The organism is Duganella sp. CT11-25 (genome assembly GCF_047302815.1).
In the GTDB taxonomy this organism is placed as follows: Bacteria; Pseudomonadota; Gammaproteobacteria; order Burkholderiales; family Burkholderiaceae_D; genus Rugamonas.
The window spans coordinates 3,679,512-3,696,394 of record NZ_JBKBFD010000001.1; the positions used below are offsets into that span (position 1 = coordinate 3,679,512).

General features: G+C 59.4%; 17 protein-coding genes. 9 read left to right on the forward strand and 8 right to left on the reverse strand.

From position 1 onward, the window contains the following. The first annotated feature begins 107 nt into the window (after positions 1–107). From ACEN9F_RS15860 to ACEN9F_RS15870, 3 genes are read left to right on the forward strand one after another with little or no spacing between them, the layout of a single operon-like run. On the forward strand, positions 108–1,304 hold the full coding sequence (locus ACEN9F_RS15860) for a DUF262 domain-containing protein (RefSeq protein ID WP_413421121.1): 1,197 nt from the start codon (positions 108–110) through the stop codon (positions 1,302–1,304). Beyond that, the gene (locus ACEN9F_RS15865) at positions 1,301–2,392 is read left to right on the forward strand and encodes an AAA family ATPase (RefSeq protein ID WP_413421122.1); all 1,092 of its coding nucleotides are present in this window, start codon (positions 1,301–1,303) and stop codon (positions 2,390–2,392) included. The genes ACEN9F_RS15860 and ACEN9F_RS15865 overlap by 4 nt, the downstream gene beginning before the upstream one ends. Position 2,393: 1 nt before the next feature. Then, the gene (locus ACEN9F_RS15870; RefSeq protein WP_413421124.1) at positions 2,394–3,389 is read left to right on the forward strand and encodes a hypothetical protein; all 996 of its coding nucleotides are present in this window, start codon (positions 2,394–2,396) and stop codon (positions 3,387–3,389) included. A 63-nt stretch (positions 3,390–3,452) separates the two neighbouring features. Here ACEN9F_RS15870 and ACEN9F_RS15875 read toward each other — a convergent pair whose 3' ends face one another. After that, the gene (locus ACEN9F_RS15875; RefSeq protein WP_413421126.1) at positions 3,453–3,782 is read right to left on the reverse strand and encodes a hypothetical protein; all 330 of its coding nucleotides are present in this window, start codon (positions 3,780–3,782) and stop codon (positions 3,453–3,455) included. 276 nt (positions 3,783–4,058) lie between these two features. Between ACEN9F_RS15875 and ACEN9F_RS15880 the strand changes: the two genes are divergently transcribed. The 5 genes from ACEN9F_RS15880 to ACEN9F_RS15900 all read left to right on the forward strand — a co-directional run bounded on the left by ACEN9F_RS15880 (position 4,059) and on the right by ACEN9F_RS15900 (position 10,344). Further along, positions 4,059–4,502: a nuclear transport factor 2 family protein gene (locus ACEN9F_RS15880; RefSeq protein WP_413421128.1), complete on the forward strand. Its 444-nt coding sequence runs from the start codon at positions 4,059–4,061 to the stop codon at positions 4,500–4,502. 188 nt (positions 4,503–4,690) lie between these two features. Beyond that, entirely contained in the window at positions 4,691–5,110 is a 420-nt protein-coding gene (locus ACEN9F_RS15885) for a YidB family protein (RefSeq protein ID WP_413421130.1), read from the forward strand. Positions 5,111–5,245: 135 nt separating this feature from the next. Continuing rightward, on the forward strand, positions 5,246–6,925 hold the full coding sequence (locus tag ACEN9F_RS15890) for a GH39 family glycosyl hydrolase (RefSeq protein WP_413421132.1): 1,680 nt from the start codon (positions 5,246–5,248) through the stop codon (positions 6,923–6,925). Between the two features lie 170 nt (positions 6,926–7,095). Then, a complete protein-coding gene (locus ACEN9F_RS15895) occupies positions 7,096–8,484 on the forward strand; it encodes an FAD-binding oxidoreductase (RefSeq protein WP_413421134.1) in 1,389 nt (462 codons plus the stop codon). A gap of 279 nt (positions 8,485–8,763) precedes the next feature. Then, entirely contained in the window at positions 8,764–10,344 is a 1,581-nt protein-coding gene (locus tag ACEN9F_RS15900) for an isocitrate lyase (protein WP_413421136.1), read from the forward strand. A 72-nt stretch (positions 10,345–10,416) separates the two neighbouring features. Here ACEN9F_RS15900 and ACEN9F_RS15905 read toward each other — a convergent pair whose 3' ends face one another. From ACEN9F_RS15905 to ACEN9F_RS15930, 6 genes are all read right to left on the reverse strand, one after another. Next, positions 10,417–10,875, reverse strand: coding sequence for a DUF6130 family protein (locus ACEN9F_RS15905; RefSeq protein ID WP_413421138.1), 459 nt, complete (start codon positions 10,873–10,875; stop codon positions 10,417–10,419). An 87-nt stretch (positions 10,876–10,962) separates the two neighbouring features. Next, positions 10,963–11,379 (reverse strand): organic hydroperoxide resistance protein, encoded by a 417-nt coding sequence (locus ACEN9F_RS15910; RefSeq protein WP_413421140.1) that lies wholly within the window; start codon positions 11,377–11,379, stop codon positions 10,963–10,965. A 36-nt stretch (positions 11,380–11,415) separates the two neighbouring features. Then, the gene (locus tag ACEN9F_RS15915; RefSeq protein ID WP_413421142.1) at positions 11,416–11,856 is read right to left on the reverse strand and encodes a cupin domain-containing protein; all 441 of its coding nucleotides are present in this window, start codon (positions 11,854–11,856) and stop codon (positions 11,416–11,418) included. 44 nt (positions 11,857–11,900) lie between these two features. After that, positions 11,901–12,863 carry a nitrilase-related carbon-nitrogen hydrolase gene (locus tag ACEN9F_RS15920; protein ID WP_413421144.1) on the reverse strand — a complete coding sequence of 321 codons (963 nt, stop codon included), beginning with the start codon at positions 12,861–12,863 and terminating at the stop codon, positions 11,901–11,903. An 83-nt stretch (positions 12,864–12,946) separates the two neighbouring features. Next, entirely contained in the window at positions 12,947–13,405 is a 459-nt protein-coding gene (locus ACEN9F_RS15925) for a MarR family winged helix-turn-helix transcriptional regulator (protein WP_413421146.1), read from the reverse strand. A 42-nt stretch (positions 13,406–13,447) separates the two neighbouring features. Continuing rightward, entirely contained in the window at positions 13,448–14,287 is an 840-nt protein-coding gene (locus ACEN9F_RS15930) for a substrate-binding periplasmic protein (RefSeq protein WP_413421148.1), read from the reverse strand. A gap of 189 nt (positions 14,288–14,476) precedes the next feature. On the opposite strand from ACEN9F_RS15930, the gene ACEN9F_RS15935 reads away from it, so the two are divergent. Further along, positions 14,477–16,084: an alpha-amylase family glycosyl hydrolase gene (locus ACEN9F_RS15935; RefSeq protein ID WP_413421150.1), complete on the forward strand. Its 1,608-nt coding sequence runs from the start codon at positions 14,477–14,479 to the stop codon at positions 16,082–16,084. Positions 16,085–16,088: 4 nt separating this feature from the next. Here ACEN9F_RS15935 and ACEN9F_RS15940 read toward each other — a convergent pair whose 3' ends face one another. After that, the gene (locus tag ACEN9F_RS15940; RefSeq protein ID WP_413421152.1) at positions 16,089–16,787 is read right to left on the reverse strand and encodes a glutathione S-transferase N-terminal domain-containing protein; all 699 of its coding nucleotides are present in this window, start codon (positions 16,785–16,787) and stop codon (positions 16,089–16,091) included. Between the last annotated feature and the right edge of the window lie 96 nt (positions 16,788–16,883).

Consider the following 16,883-nt stretch of genomic DNA (forward strand, 5'->3'; position numbering starts at 1 on the left):
CGTTCGGGAGCAGCTTTACTTGATTTGCATACAATGCATCTTGATGATCGGTGACCACGTACCTGCTATCATGGTCACATCCCCAAATCATTGCCCTAAAAATACATATGGCTACTGAAAATTTATTCGCTGCGCAGCTAGACGAAGAGAACCTTTCCGCAGAAATCGTTGATGACGAGGACACAAGTAGTTCCATATTCAATGCAAAACCTTGGAATCCCGCAAAGATTCGAATTACAACGAAAAATTTCTCACTCCGAGAAGTGGTTGATCAAATTCGAGATGACGATATTGACTTATCGCCGGACTTTCAGCGTGAATATGTATGGAAAAGACGCCAAAGAACCCGTTTAGTTGAATCTATATTGCTCGGAATCCCACTGCCCGCTTTCTACTTTAACCAAGATGATGATGGCACATATCAAGTAGTGGATGGGGTTCAGCGCCTCTCCACAATTCATCTCTTTATGGAGGATGGTCATGTCTTGGAGGCAAATGATCTCGAGTATCTGAAAGACCTTAACGGCTTAAAATTTTCAGAACTTGATCCCGCAGCGCTGCGTAGATTTAGAAGTGCGCAGATAGTTGTGCACGTAATCGAGCCTCAGACACCTGATGAAGTAAAGTATGATATTTTCGGACGAGTCAATACCCTAGGGAGTCCACTATCAACTCAAGAAATTCGACATGCAATGAGTAAATCTCGTTCAAGAAATTTCTTGAAAGATCTCTCAGAGATGTCCGAATTCGATTTGGCTACAGGTCAAAATTTTTGGATTAGAAATCCAGAAGTCCCAGGGAAATTCCTTCGCGACACTGGACGCATGATGAATCGCGAATTGGTGTTGCGTTTTTGTGCTTTTAGAAATTTTTCCAGTGAGGAATATCGGTCGTATCCAAGTCTCGACTCGTACTTGGTTGAGTTCACGCGGCGCTTGGATGGTCGCTCAGAGCGCGCGGCTCATATCACAGACCATGATCTGCTCGAAATGAAGCAGGAATTTCAGCGCGCTATGGTTAACGCATCGACTATTTTGGGAAAAGCAGCTTTCCGCCGTTGGCCTCTTAACGTGACACGACGAGGGCCAATTAACAGAGCTGTGTTCGAATCTCAAGCATTAGCTTTAGCAGGTTACACGCTTCAAGAATTGCTACCAAAGCAGGAGCAAATACTTACTTCATTCAGAAAATTATTTGAAGAGTCTGAATATTCAAGATCTGTAACGGTAGGTACTGGCGATCCCCGTCGCGTCGAAACTAGACTAGCGAGAGCAAAGGATATGCTCCGGGAGATATTTCCATGATGCAATCCATCGAGATCGCGGGATTCAAACGGTTTGAAACTGAACCATTTAAATTACGTCCACTAACCGTGCTGACAGGTTTAAATGGCTCCGGAAAAACCTCAGTACTTCATGCGATGCTTATTATGCATGAAGCTCTTCATGGTGTCGGCAACGGTGTAGTCCGATTAAATGGTCCTTTTGAGCTAGAACTAGGAACAGCTGAAGATGTCATTAATTGGTCAGGGCAGGAAAAAATTGCCTTCAAAATTTCTGATGAGAATGGCACTTATTCTTGGGACTTGCATGCAACAGCAAACGACGCGATGCATCTTATTGCTGACGAAGTACCTTCGACCGTCCCTTCTGCTTTTGGTTTTGAATCCAATTCGTTTGAGTATTTATCGGCCGAACGACTCGGCCCTCGAGACAGCTTCCCCGCCTCGCCTCTTCCTGCTGCTGGGTTGGGGATAGGTGTACGGGGAGAACATTGCGCGCAAATATTGGAGGCGCACGGAAACAAACCCGCGTTTGAAGACCGCCTGCATCCAGAATCCTCAGCGCCGTCGCTCTTAAAGTACGAGGTTGAGCGCTGGCTCAGCGAAATTGCTAGACCAATAGAGATTGATGCTGTCCGCTATTCTGGCTCAACTATTTATGCTTTGAAATTTCGTGCACCTGGTGAGACATGGGTTCGTGCTACTAATATGGGATTTGGCGTCTCCTACGCCCTACCGGTAATTCTTGCAGGTCTAACTGCCAAACGCGGCGGATTGATAATTGTCGAAAATCCTGAGGCCCACTTACACCCTGCTGGACAATCTCGCATGGGAATTTTCTTAGCTTGGTTAGCATCAAAGGGGGTTCAGGTTCTTATTGAAACCCACTCTGACCATGTCCTAAATGGTATTCGGCGTGCAATTGGGGAGTATAAGTACTTGCCTGCCTCCGAGGCAGTAGTTCATTTTTTCGACTCTGGCGAAATGGCTTCAGTGGAGGAGTTGCATTTCACTCCGATCGGAGGGATTTCACACTGGCCCACAGGGTTCTTTGATCAGTATCAAATCGACACTGCGGCACTAGGTCGAGTCCGACGAGGAGCAGTATAAGATGGCCTGCGTTGTCGATTCGCAAGAATGGCTATTTGATGGCTGGACTAATGAGCAAGTAATCTCTGCCTTCGAAGACATTTTAGACCGATTTGATCGTGCATTCGCGCGCAAAGAAGTTGTATGGATTGGTGATGATCTACAAACGAAATTAGTTTTCGGCGATCTCGATTTGTGGAGTCTCAGGTCTGGAGACTCACCAATAAAAATCCCCGATGACATCTGGCAGGAGATGTCTGCGGCTTTAGGTAAAGCTCAACGATATTTAGATGAATCGACTTGGCCCGATGGATTTGATTCTTTTTTAATTTCTATTGACGGCAATGCGGCCACAGAGAATCCCGACGTAGCATGGGCACATCATAAAGTAAGAAGTGGTCAAGCCGTAGCTTGTTTTGGACTCAAACGGAAAGGGCGATTTGCCACCGAATCAGAAAAAGGCATAGCGAATTTACACTGGACCCACGATGAGAGATCCTGCTCTGTTTTTTGGAGAGAGGCTATCGATGTCGAAAGAGACAGCCCAGAAACTCTTCGTCGCCTTGCGCCAATGGCATACCCGGGACTTTATTTCACAGACGATGTTTGGGCCGGTCTAGGAAGATTCAGTGGCGGATATTATGCAAACAGCGCAGAGCTGAGGCGTTACTTGGCAATCCTAAGTGATGATGGCACTTGGGCGTTCACCGCTCCTCCTCCTGCTCAGGTCCGCTCAGAAGCACAAGGAGAGTCAACGCAGTCTCCTACTGCTCAATTGGTGATCCAGAGGTTTATCCGCCTTCAGCTAGATGTGACGCCTGAAAACCCGGACGTTTATAAGAATAAGGATTGCAGGGAGGCGCGCGAAGTTCAGGTGTCAGGGGACCTACTCTATTTTGGCTGGCATGGAAAACTGCAAGCTCACCAAAATAGAATTCACATTCATGCGCCTACCCCCATCAGCAAGGGAAGGGTTTTAGTGGGGATTTTTCATGAGCACCTCCCCCTTCCGACCTAATGTGACCTCCATGGGCTAAGCGCAATTCGATCCCATCCCTTCCCGCTCGGGTTGGTTCACACGCTACGGTTCGTGGGTAATGGTGGTAACGGGAAAAGGTTGGTCCGACATTTTGCTTGTGAAAATTCGGCCTTTGCTCGATGCGCTAGGCGCGAGCTGACAGCTATTTAGGCCGGGAAACTCCAGAAAAAATACCGTTTCCGTATTGGGAATTTCGCCGGTCTTTTCCCGACAGACGGCGACAAAGTGAGCAACATTATATGCTTGGCTTTCGAAACCATTTGCGCGGCGAAGCACGTCCTCCAGCACATACCAAGGTGAGCCAGTAATATCAAGGATATCCACGCGAATTCTCGCATGATGTGGCAACCCATAGTCCTCCTTGATGTTCACGATTTCGTGGAGTGGTCGCGACAAATATAGCCGGTACGTGCGTCTTGAAAATCCTTGTGTCGGTGGTTCGATTCCGCCCCGGGCCACCAAGAACAGTGTCAAACGAACGCCAACCCATGCAGGTTGGCGTTTTTGTTTTGGGCCTCCCCACCCTCGCACACCAAGCCCGCGCTAGCTTGACTTCCCCTGGCGGAGTATTAGGCTGTCTGAATCGACTATCCGCGACATGACCATCCGCGACTGTCGTCGGCTAGCCGACAACATCGGGAGGCTTACATGAGCACGCAGGAAAACAAGCAATTGGTGATAGAGGCCTATCAACAATACCAAAACGGCGAGATCCAGGCTTTGCTGGAGCGCTATCACGAGGATGCCGAGTGGATCACTCCGGAATCGGAGCTGTTACCATTCTCCGGCGACTTCCACGGCAAGTCGGGAATTGCGGAATTCTTCGCTAAACTCGACGCCGCGGTGCAGACCATCCGGTTTGAACCGACCCAATTCATCGCGGAGGGCGACCAGGTCGTCGTCACCGGTGAAGCGAACTGGGTGGCCAAGCCAACAGGCCGGCAGTATGACAGTTCCTGGGTGCATATGTTCTCTTTGCGAGACGGCAAAGTAGCCCGGTTTGAGGCGTTTTACGATACGGCGGCCGCCGAAAGAGCGTTCCAGCCCGGACAAGTTGGCCAACAATCCAGCACCGCCGAAATGCATCACTAACGTCGAAGATGGAAAATCCCTGTGCCCGTGGTTCGATTCCGCCCCGGGCCGCCAGGAGCGGCCGGCCAGCCAACGAACACACGGTTCGTTTGCCCACAACAACCCCTGCAAGCCAGTACTTATGCTTTAATTGCTTGTAGAAATTGCATTGTCATTTCGTCGTTTTTCCAAACCACTTTCGGGAGCATATGATGGGATTACTCGATCAACTGGCAGGACAAGTCATCGGTTCACTGGGCGCCCAGAAACAGGATCCCGTGTCGCAAAGCGATTTACTCGGCGGCGTGATGAATTTGATTAACAACGCAGGCGGCCTGCAAGGGATCGTGCAGCAGTTGCAATCCAGCGGCATCGCGGATCAAGTGGCGTCATGGATCGGTACCGGCGAGAACCATCCGGTTTCCGGCAACCAGATCGCTGACGCCTTGGGCGCGGAAAATATCACGCAGATCGCCCAGCATGCCGGCGTCGAACCCGAACACGCGGCGACCGGGCTGGCCCAGTTGCTGCCTCAAATCATCGACAAGCTGACGCCGGATGGCCAAGTGCCGCAAAACGAATTGCTGGCGCAAGGCATGAACCTTCTGCGTGGCAAGCTTTTCGGCTGATACCGGCATCGGCCACAACATATATTCGCGGCGTATCGATATCCAATTCGATATCAGGGATGCAAGAACTTTCATTGGACCGCTCCACAGGAGCGGCCTACCATCGCGCAACGGCCCCGTCCATGAGCGATAAAAATGAAGCGACTCCTTGCCTCCCTGAGCCTTGCGGCCAGCGCCCAGCTATGCCTTGCCGCGCCGCCCTCCCCGGCGCCGGTCCAGCTGACCATCGACGCGGCCCGGGTCCAAGGCCCGATGACGCCGATCTGGGCATGGTTCGGCTACGACGAGCCCAACTACACCACCGCGCCCAACGGCAAGAAGCTGCTCAGCGATATCGCGGCCCTGAGCCCGGTCCCGGTGTATGTGCGCGCGCATAACCTGATGACCTCCGGCGATGGCAGCTATGCGCTCAAATGGGGTTCGACCGGCATGTACAGCGAGGACAAGGATGGCAAGCCGGTCTACAACTGGACCATCATCGACCAGATCTTCGACACCTATGTCGAACGCAAGATGAAGCCGCTGGCGCAGATCGGCTTCATGCCGCAGGCGCTGTCGCAACGGCCGCAACCCTATCAACACCACTGGAAGCCGGGCACGCCCTACAAGGAGATCATGACCGGCTGGGCCACGCCGCCCAATGATTACGACAAGTGGGCCGAGCTGATCTACCAGTGGGTCAGGCACAGCGTGGCGCGCTACGGCCGGCAGGAGGTGGAGAGCTGGTACTGGGAAGTGTGGAACGAGCCGGACGGCTTGTACCTGATCGCGCCCGATACCAAGCTGGAATACTTCAAGATGTACGACTACGCCGCCGATGCCGTCAAGCGCGCGCTGCCGACGGCGCGCATGGGCGGGCCGCACACGGCGGGGGCTGGACGTTTTATGGACGACTTCCTGCAGCACTGCCTGCACGGCAAGAACCTTGCGACCGGCAAGACCGGCTCGCCGCTGGACTTCGTGGCCTTCCACGCCAAGGGCGCGCCCAAGGTCGTCAACGGCGTGGTGCGGATGGGCATGAACACCCATTTCAAGCACCTCGACGAAGGCTTCGCGCTGGTTGAAAAATATCCGGAACTCAAAAGCATTCCGGTGATCATCGGCGAATCCGACCCGGAAGGCTGCGCCGCCTGCGGCATGCAGACCAACCCGGAAAACGCCTACCGCAACGGGACCTTGTATTCAAGCTATACGGCGGCCTCGATCGCGCGCGAGTTCGATCTGGCCGCCCGGCGCGGCGTCAACCTGATCGGCGCCGTGAACTGGTCGTTCGAGTTCGAAGACCAGCCGTGGTACGCCGGTTTCCGCGACCTGGCGACCAACGGTGTCAACAAGCCGGTGCTGAACGTGTTCCGCATGCTCGGCATGATGCGCGGCGACCGCGTGGCGGTGAGCGGCGACCAGGCCTACGATGCGGCGCGCATCATGGCGGACGGGGTACGCGGCGAGCGTACCGACATCAACGCGCTGGCGGCCAGGGACAAGCACAGCATTACGGTGATGGTATGGAACTACCACGACGACGATATCATCGACGCCGGTTCGCCGGTGGAACTGCATATCGCGGGGATTCCTGCCCGGCAGGTACAGCTGCGCCATTTCCGGGTCGACAACGACACCAGCAATTCCTACAGCGCCTGGAAACGCATGGGCTCGCCGGCCAGTCCGACGGCGGCGCAGATCGCCCAGTTGCAACAGGCCAGCGAACTTGCGCAACTGGGGACTGCGGCAACGCTGCAAACGGACAATGGCAAGGCGACCGTCAAAATGCAACTGCCACGCCAGGCCGTTTCGCTGATCACCCTGAGCTACTGAACTCAGCAGAACTGGCTGCGCTGCTCCAGTCCCGCCCTCCATCCTCCTTTTCAGCCGCCTGTGCTTGCGTGAGCGCGCGCCGCCTTCCTATCATGAAGCGACGCGCTGATAGCAAACCGGCACGTTGAAAGACAACCTCGGTTTCACTAACCTGGAGATGGAGATGCGTTATGAATACTTTGACGAATGACCAAGTCGATGGATTTCGAGCCTCATTAAGAGGAGAACTGCTGCAAGCAAAAGATGTGGGCTATAACCAGGCCCGCACGATCTGGAACGCGATGATCGACCGGCATCCGGCCTTCATCGTGCGCTGCGCGGGCACGGCGGACGTGCGCGCCTCGCTGGCCTTCGCGCGCGCGCGCGGCCTGGGCCTTGCCATACGTGGCGGCGGCCACAATATCGCCGGCAACGCGCTGTGCGACGATGGGCTGGTGATCGATTTGTCGGACATGAAATCGGTTCAGATCGACCCGGAGCAACGCCGCGCCTACGTCGAAGGCGGCGCGACGCTGCATGACTTCGATCACGAAGCGCAGGCCTTCGGCCTGGCCACGCCCTTGGGCATCAACTCCACCACCGGGGTCGCGGGGCTGACGCTCGGCGGCGGTTTTGGCTGGCTCAGCCGGACGCTGGGCCTGGCGGCCGACAACCTGCTGTCGGCCGACCTGATCACCGCCGAGGGCCGGCGCCTGCACGTCAGCGCAACCCAGCATCCCGACTTGTTCTGGGCCATACGTGGAGGTGGCGGCAACTTCGGCGTGGTCACGCGCTTCGAATTCCAGTTGCATCCGGTCGGGCCGGAAATCACCGCCGGACTGATCGTTTTCCCGTTCAACCAGGCCAAGACCGTCCTGGCGCAGTACCGCGATTTCGTCACGGGCATGCCCGACGACATGACGGTCTGGGCGGTTTTGCGCAAGGCGCCGCCGCTGCCCTTCCTGCCGCCGGAGGTGCATGGACAGGACGTGCTGGTGCTGCCCGTCTTCTCGCCCTTGAAGCCGGCCACCGCGCAGTATGCGATAGACCGCATCGGCAAATTCGGCCAGCCGCTGGGCATGCATGTCGGCGCCGTGCCCTACGCCGCCTGGCAACAGGCGTTCGACCCGCTGCTGACGCCAGGCTCGCGCAATTACTGGAAATCGCACAATTTCACGCAGCTCAGCGATCAGGCCATCGATACCGTCATCCGCTATGCGGGCAACTTGCCGACGCCGCAATGCGAGATCTTCCTCGGCTTGCTGGGCGCGCAGGCGGGGCGGCCCGCTCCGCAGGAAACGGCCTACCCGCACCGCGACGCGCTGTATGTGATGAACGTGCACACGCGTTGGGAAACTCCGGACGAGGACAGCCGCTGCATCGCCTGGGCCCGGGAATTCTTCACCGCCTCCGCGCCATACGCAACGGGCAGCGTGTATGTGAATTTCCTGACCCAGGACGAGGGCGAGCGCGTGGCCGACGCCTATGGCGACAACTATCGGCGCCTGGCGCAGATCAAGATGAAATACGACCCGGACAATGTGTTCCGCAATAACCAGAACATCCGCCCCGCCAACTAGCACCACCTCAAAAGCTGAAAACTCGTTTCACATCGCGGAACCGAGCTCGGAAACCTGTCGGCTCCGCCATCTCATTTTTTGAAAATTGATTTCGCATCCCGGGATTTTAATCCTATGTCATTGAAATATATAGAGTAAATTTAAGTTATATGTCTTATATAAGACCTTGATGCAGTGCACCAGAATCGCCTACTATTTAGTCATGCAGTTTGCTTCGACAGGACGTAGCGGCAACTCGACGATTTTCTCAAAACGCGCTTTATTCTTTAGGAGATTCACATGTCCCAATATCAAGACGACATCAAGGCAGTTGCTGGTTTGAAAGAGCAACAAGGCAGCGCCTGGAACGCCATCAATCCCGAGTCCGCCGCCCGCATGCGCGCCCAGAACAAGTTCAAGACCGGCCTGGACATCGCCAAGTACACCGCCAAGATCATGCGCGCCGACATGGCCGCCTACGATGCCGACTCGTCCAAGTACACCCAGTCGCTCGGTTGCTGGCACGGTTTCATCGGCCAGCAGAAGATGATCTCGATCAAGAAGCACTTCAACAGCACCGACCGTCGCTACCTCTACCTGTCCGGCTGGATGGTCGCCGCGCTGCGCTCCGAGTTCGGCCCGCTGCCTGACCAGTCGATGCACGAGAAAACCGCCGTCTCGGCGCTGATCAAGGAACTGTACACCTTCCTGCGCCAGGCCGATGCACGCGAACTGGGCGGCCTGTTCCGCGAACTGGACGCCGCCGAAGGTCCTGCCAAGGCGGCCATCCAGGCCAAGATCGACGGCCACGTGACCCACGTCGTGCCCATCATCGCCGACATCGATGCCGGCTTCGGCAACGCCGAAGCGACCTACCTGCTGGCCAAGCAATTCATCGAAGCGGGCGCCTGCTGCATCCAGGTCGAAAACCAGGTGTCCGACGAGAAGCAATGCGGCCACCAGGACGGCAAAGTCACCGTGCCGCACGAAGACTTCCTGGCCAAGATCCGCGCCATCCGCTACGCCTTCCTGGAGCTGGGCGTGGACGACGGCATCATCGTCGCCCGTACCGACTCGCTGGGCGCCGGCCTGACCAAGCAGATCGCCGTGACCAACGCGCCAGGCGACCTGGGCGACCAGTACAACTCCTTCCTCGATTGCGAAGAAGTGTCGGCCGACGCGCTGGGCAACGGCGACGTGATCATCAAGCGCGACGGCAAGCTGCTGCGTCCCAAGCGCCTGCCAAGCAACCTGTTCCAGTTCCGCGCCGGCACCGGCGAAGCGCGCTGTGTGCTCGACAGCATCACCTCGCTGCAAAACGGCGCCGACCTGCTGTGGATCGAAACCGAAAAACCGCATATCTCGCAGATCGGCGGCATGGTCAGCGAAATCCGCAAGGTGATCCCGAACGCCAAGCTGGTGTACAACAACAGCCCATCGTTCAACTGGACCCTGAACTTCCGCCAGCAGGTGTATGACGCGATGAAGGAAGCGGGCAAGGATGTCTCGGCCTACGAGCGTAGCAAGCTGATGAGCGTGGAATACGACCAGACCGAACTGGCGATCACCGCCGACGAGAAGATCCGCACCTTCCAGGCCGACGCGGCCCGCGAAGCCGGCATCTTCCACCACCTGATCACGCTGCCGACCTACCACACCGCCGCGCTGTCGACCGACAACCTGGCCAAGGAATACTTCGGCGAGCAGGGCATGCTGGGCTACGTGGCCGGCGTGCAGCGCAAGGAAATCCGCCAGGGCATCGCCTGCGTCAAGCACCAGAACATGTCCGGCTCGGACATCGGCGACGACCACAAGGACTACTTCAGCGGCGAAGCGGCCCTGAAGGCGGCTGGCAAAGACAACACCATGAACCAGTTCTGATCGCCAGCCGGCGGTAAACGACCAAAGCCTTCGGGACCGCCAGTCCCGAAGGCTTTTTCTTTGGCCGCGCGCCTAATGCGCGTGGGCCTTTTCCTCTTTGCCAGGCGGCACCGCGAAACTGACGGTGTCGCTGGCGAGGATCTTGTGGTTCGGATCGGCGATCTCCAGCAGGATCTTGTGCGGGCCCGGCGCCAGGCCGACCACGATGACCGGATCTTCACTGGTATGGGCCCAGGTTCCCTGCCAGTTGTCGACCGTGACATGCAGGTGGCCCAGATGCGGCGACACCTCCACCGCCGTCTTGCCGAACACCGGCATGACACGCAGATGCTCGGTCCGGAACTGGATGATCACCACGCCACGCGCCAGCGCGTCGGCGATCGGCGGATACGCGATCAGCTTCGGAGCGGGCTCCGACGCCTGCGGCAACACGGCGGGCGGCCTGATGGCGTCCGCTCCCGGTTGTGCCCAGGCTGCGGCACAGTAGGCCGCAATCGCGGCGGCAGTCCAATACCTCAAGAGCGACGGCATGATTGATTACCTCCCTATCGATGCAACTTAACAATAGCAGGTATGCGCCGCAATAAATACCAGATCCTGGCCCGCCTGCGCACGCCGTCAGACAAGCTTGATCTCAACGGCAATGTTGTCGCGACTCATTTTGGAATACGGGCAAGTCTGGTGCGCCATGTCCAGCAGCGCGCGCGCCGCATCCGGCGCCACGCCCGGCAGGCTGACGTTCAAGCGGGCTTGCAGCGTGAACGCGCCGTCGGTATTGCACAGATCGACTTCGGCATCCACCGCCGCGCCGGCCGGCAGCGCCAGCTCCATGGCGCCCGCCGCCTTGCCGATGGCGCCGAGGAAGCACGCCGACCAGCCGGCGGCAAACAGCTGTTCCGGATTGGTGCCCTTGCCGCCGCTGCCGATAGGCGACAGTTCGATATCCAGGTTGCCGTCCGAGCTGCGGGAAGCGCCCTGGCGGCCGCCGGTGGTGCGGGTTTTGCCGGTGTACAGTACTTTTTTAGCGATAGACATCTTGTTTCCTTTTTCAATGGAGGTGTTGGGTGGGGCTTACTTCGTTACGATGACGACGCTGGGCTTGCCTTTTTCAATCACATACGTCGCGAGCTCCGCAGCATGGACGCTGCCGAGGTTTCTTGCCGAGTGCACCGCGCCCGCCGGGATAAACAGGGCGTCGCCGGCTTTCAGCATCACGGGAGGCTGGTCGCCCAATTGGTATTCCACCGCGCCCTCCAGTACGTAGGCGATCTCTTCGCCTGGATGGGTGTGCTTTGGAAAGGACGCGCCCGGCGCAAAGTCCACCCGTACCTGGACCACCTCGCGTCCGGCGTCGCCGAAATCATGGCGCAGGGCCTCGGTGCGGCCGATGCCGGCAACGGCCGCCTTCGGCGCTTCGGCTTGTGCCGCCTGGGTCGCCAGTACGCCGCCGAGCAGCAGCGCGATGGCTGCCGCTACGAAAGTGGATTTGTCATGTTGTTTGGAAGTCGTCATTTTGTTTGCCTGTTTGTGGTGGTTGGAAAAATTGATGCTGCTACTTAAAGGATGTCCGGGCCGCGTTCCGCCTCGCCGGCGCCGCGCTGGTGCATATGCGGCGCCGGGCTGCGGTCGATCAGCAAGCTGAGCAGTTCCGGGCGGCTGTAGTGGCCGCGCGCGTCCATCAGCCGCTTGCGGGCGTCGATCTCGGCGAAGTCGAGGTCGGCGACGACGCTGCCCTCGCCCTCGGTGATCGGGGTGCCGATGATGCGGCCGTCGGGGCCGATGATCGCCGTGAAGCTGCCGCCCGAAATCGGGCCGATCGGCGCCCCCGTGTCTAGCGCGATCCGGGCCTGCTGGTCGGCGTCGAGCCAGGCCGTGGCATTGACCACGAAGGCGGCCGATTCCAGCGCATGCTGGCGCACGTTGATCTCCATCTGCTGCGCAAACAGCGGCCCGCCAAACGAGCCCGGATACATGGCCGAGTGAATCTGCTCGCCATCGGCGATCAGCGCATAGCGCGCCAGCGGCAGGTTGTGCTCCCAGCAGGCCAGCTGGCCGATGCGCCCCACGGCGCTATCGACGGCGCGCAGGCCGGAGCCGTCGCCCTGTCCCCAGATCATGCGTTCGTGATAGGTCGGCGTAATCTTGCGGCGACGCTGTATCAGCGTGCCGTCGGCGTCGAACAGCAACTGGGTGTTGTAGATGGAACCGCCATCGCGTTCGTTGACGCCGATCGACACCACCATGCCGGCCTCCTTCGCGGCGGCGCCGATGGCCTCGGTTTCCGCCGACGGCACGGTCACCGCCTGGTCCAGCAGGCGCAGATGTTCCTTGCTCATCGCATACGCCGGCATCACGAAGGAGAAGTACGGGTAGTACGGCACCAGCGTTTCCGGGAACGTGGCGAACTGGACGCCCTGCCGGCCCAGTTCCCTGATCTTCTCGACGACTTTCTCGACGGTGCCGGCGCGGCTGTACAACACGGGGCTGATCTGCACGGCGGCAGCTCTCACGATGGTCATGATAAATTTCCTTTCAATTAATAGTGTATATACACCATACTAGATAAAAAAAACGGAACGGCGGTTCCCGCTACGGCAGTTGCCTATCCGGGCGGCAGGTTGGCAGCCAGGTTCAGCAGCGAAGCGGCGCCGTCTTCGCCCAACAACAGTTTGGCCTTGTGCTGGGCGGCGCGCCAGGCCGGCATGGCCGACGCCAGCAACTCGCGTCCGCTCTGCGACAACACGATGGGGCGGCTGCGGCCCTTCTCCGGCTGCTGCTCCTCGGCCCAGCCCTCGGCCAGCACCAGCTGCAAATTGCGGGTCGACGTCGAACGCTCCTGGTGGTTGGCGCGGCCGAGCCGGGCGCGGCTGGCGCCCCCCATATGGGCGATCAGTATCAGCATCGAAAACTGGGAAGCATTCACGCCGAACGAGCGCAGTTCCTGGTCGTAAATGCTGGTGATGACCCGCGCGATCGACCGGCTGCGCGTCAACAGACACTGGCTGGTCACCTCTTTCGTCAGGCCGATATCGGGGTTTGCGGGTTCTGTGTGCGTCATCATGAACCCAGTATGGTGCATATACACCATAAAGTCAAGGGCCGATTATCGATCGCGCGACGCCGGCCGGTACCAGAGTTCCCGCCGCGCCAGCGGCGTGGCCTCCGATAGCAATGGATTGCGCAGCTCAAACACCCGGCGCGCGCCCAGGGCCGAGCGCGTCACCATCTCGCCGAAATAATCCTGGAACAGGCGCTCATAGCTGCCGTCCGCCAGCATGCGCTCCAGCCCGCGCTGTATCGCCGCCGCCAGCTCGGCCTTCGACTTGCTGACGAAAAAGTAGAACGCACTGGGGTAATGCAGCGCCAGGCCGGGAGCGACCATCAAGTCCTGCTCCGCGAACGCCTCCGCTTCGTTCCAGATTTCGAATACGGCACGCGGAAAATAGTCGACGCGCCCGGTCTCCAGCATCTTGAACATGCCGGCATAGTCGGACGCGGTCTGCACCCGGAAACCGTTCGCGCTCAAGATCTCGGTATCGGGCCAGTCGTGCCCCTGCAGCGCATCCAGCGCCTGCAGCTCCGCCATCTTGCGGATGGCGGCGAAGCGCGCCGCGTCGCGCTTGCGTATCAGCAGCAAACGCCAGCCGATCAGCCCCATGTCCAGCGGAATGCGGACCGGCAGCAGATCCCGCTCCCGCTGCTGCGAGGCCATGGTCCACATCACGTCGATCGCGCGGCCGTTGCGGAGTTCGGCCAGTCCGCGGTTCTGCCGCATCATGACCGAGGTCGATTGCAGCGTATAGTCCTGGCCGGAACGCGCGAGCGCCATCTGCAGCAGGCGGACCGGATAGTGCTCGGAGCGGTCCCCATGGCCTTGCGGCTCGGATTGGGGATAGCGCACCAGCGTGGCGGCACGTGCTTGCGGCCAGGCCAGCGCCAGCATTCCTCCCAAAATTAATCGTCTGCGTTCGGACATGCGGGAATATTAGCATGTACGGAATCGCCGCCAGCAAATCAAATTCGAACTCAAAATCTCGAAAATGTATTCAAACTACACATCAATTTATTTTAAATTGAGATAGATAGCACATAAAATGTTTACTTTAATGCATTTATGTAGTTGAATAACACAATGAACCTACAATTCGAAACCTCCGCCGACCGGCTTCCCCAGCGCAGCGCCGAGGGCGTGCGCTTCATTTTCGACGCCATCACGCCGGACCTGCACAGCGTCGCGCTGGCAGGCACCTTCAACAGCTGGGTGGGCGACGCCTGCCTGCTCCAGCGGGTGACGCCCACCCGTTGGCAATGCACGCTGCCGATCGCCGCCGGCCGCCACCTGTACAAATTCGTCGTCAACGGCACGGAGTGGATCCCGGATCCCGCCAATCCCTGGATCTCCGAGGATGGCCAGAACAACTCCTGCCTGACGGTCGACGAGCACGGCGAAGTGCTGATGCGCCAGCGCGGCCTGGACGCCGATGCTCCCGGCAAGCTGTACCGCCGCCACCAGGCCCTGGCCAGTCCCGCGTGGCTGCGCGACGCGGTGATCTACCAGCTGTCGGTGCCCGCTTTCGGCGGCGACTTCGACGGTGTGCGCGCCCGCCTCGATTACCTGCAGCAACTGGGCATCAATGTCATCTGGATGATGCCCATCCATCCGATCGGCAGCGCGGCACGCCGCGGCTCGCTGGGCGATCCCTACGCGGTGCGCGACTTCGATGCCATCGATCCGGCGCTGGGCGACGCCGCCGCGCTGCACGCGCTGGTCGACGCCATCCACGCGCGCGGCATGCGCATCCTGTTCGACTGGACGCTCAACCGCAGCAGCGCCGACCATCCGCTGACCGTCTCCCATCCCGACTGGTACACGCGCGACGCCGACGGCCGGATCTACTACGCGGTGCCGCAGCGCGAGTACTTCGCCGGCTTTGATTTCCGCAACCGCGCGCTGCGCGGCTACCTGATCGGCTCGATGAAGTGCTGGCTCCAGCGCTTCGGCTTCGACGGCCTGCGCTTCGACGACTCGGACATCACGCCGACCGATTTCCTCGACGAGATCCGCGCCGCGCTGGCGGCGCTGCGGCCCGACATCGCCCTCATCTCGCAGTCCTGCGACGAGTTCCACCATCTGCGCAGCTGCGACCTGACCTACGAAGGCGGCACGCGCGAGATGCTGCGCCGCGTCGCCTGCGGCCAGGCCGACGCGCACGCCTTCGCGCAATACTGGAACGAATCGACCTACAGCTTCCCGCGCGGCGCCGTGCGCATGCGCTGGCTGGAGGACAAGGAACAGCCGCGCGCCAGCAAGGTGCTGGGCGCCGGCGCGCACCGGGCGGCGGCGGCACTGATATTGACGATGGACGGCGTGCCGCACATCCTGATGGGCCAGGAATTCGACGAACCCAGCTGGCGCGACTGGACCGTGCTGTTCGATGCGTACCGGCTGGATTGGGAGGCGTTCAACCAGGACCTGCACCAGCACTACCGCGCCCTGATCGCGCTGCGGCGTGCGCACCCTGCGCTGCGCCACGGCGCCACCGCCTTCATCGAGGCGCTGCCGGACGGCGTGATCGGCATGCGGCGCGGCGGCGGCGCCGAGTCCGTCACCGTGCTGGCGAACCTGTCGGGCCGGCCGGTGCCGCTGCCGGCAATGGACGGCGCCATCCTGTACGCCGATGGCTGGGACCCGGCACGCGGCCAGCTGGCCGCGCATGGTTGCCTGATCCGCGCCGCCTGAGGGTTTACGACGGTATCGTCAAGCCTTTGGCGACAGCCGGACGGGCCACGAAGGCGGCCAGCACGCGGGCCACATTCGGATAGTTCTCGAAGCCCACCAGGTCCGAGGCTTCGTAGAAACCGACCAGGTTGCGGACCCACGGGAAGGTGGCGATATCGGCGATCGTGTAGTCGTCGCCCATGATCCACGCGCGGCCCGCCAGGCGCTGCTCCAGCACGTTGAGCAGGCGCTTGGCCTCGGCCGCGTAGCGCTGCAGCGGACGCTTGTCCTCGTACTCCTTGCCGGCAAAGCGGTGGAAGAAGCCGACCTGGCCGAACATCGGTCCCACGCCCGCCATCTGGAACATCAGCCACTGGATGGTTTCATAGCGCGCCGCCGCGTCGGACGGCAGGAACTTGCCGGTCTTTTCCGCCAGGTACAGCAGGATCGCGCCGGACTCGAACAAGGCCAGCGGCTTGCCGCCCGGGCCGTCCGGGTCGATGATGGCCGGGATCTTGTTGTTCGGATTCAGCGACAGGAACTGCGGCGTCTGCACGCCGTCCTGGTCCAGCGTGATGCGATGCGGTTCATAGGCCAGGCCGGTTTCCTCCAGCATGATCGAGACCTTGACGCCGTTCGGCGTCGGCAGCGAATACAGCTGCAAGCGCTCAGGATGTTCGGCACGCCATTTTTCGGTGATGTAAAAGTCGGACAGCTTGCTCATGGGATTCTCCAGGAAATAGTGCGCATAGCGTACATGGAATTTCCATCCTTCGCTGACGCCGCCCATACCCCGGATTACGCAGTCTGTCGCGTGATA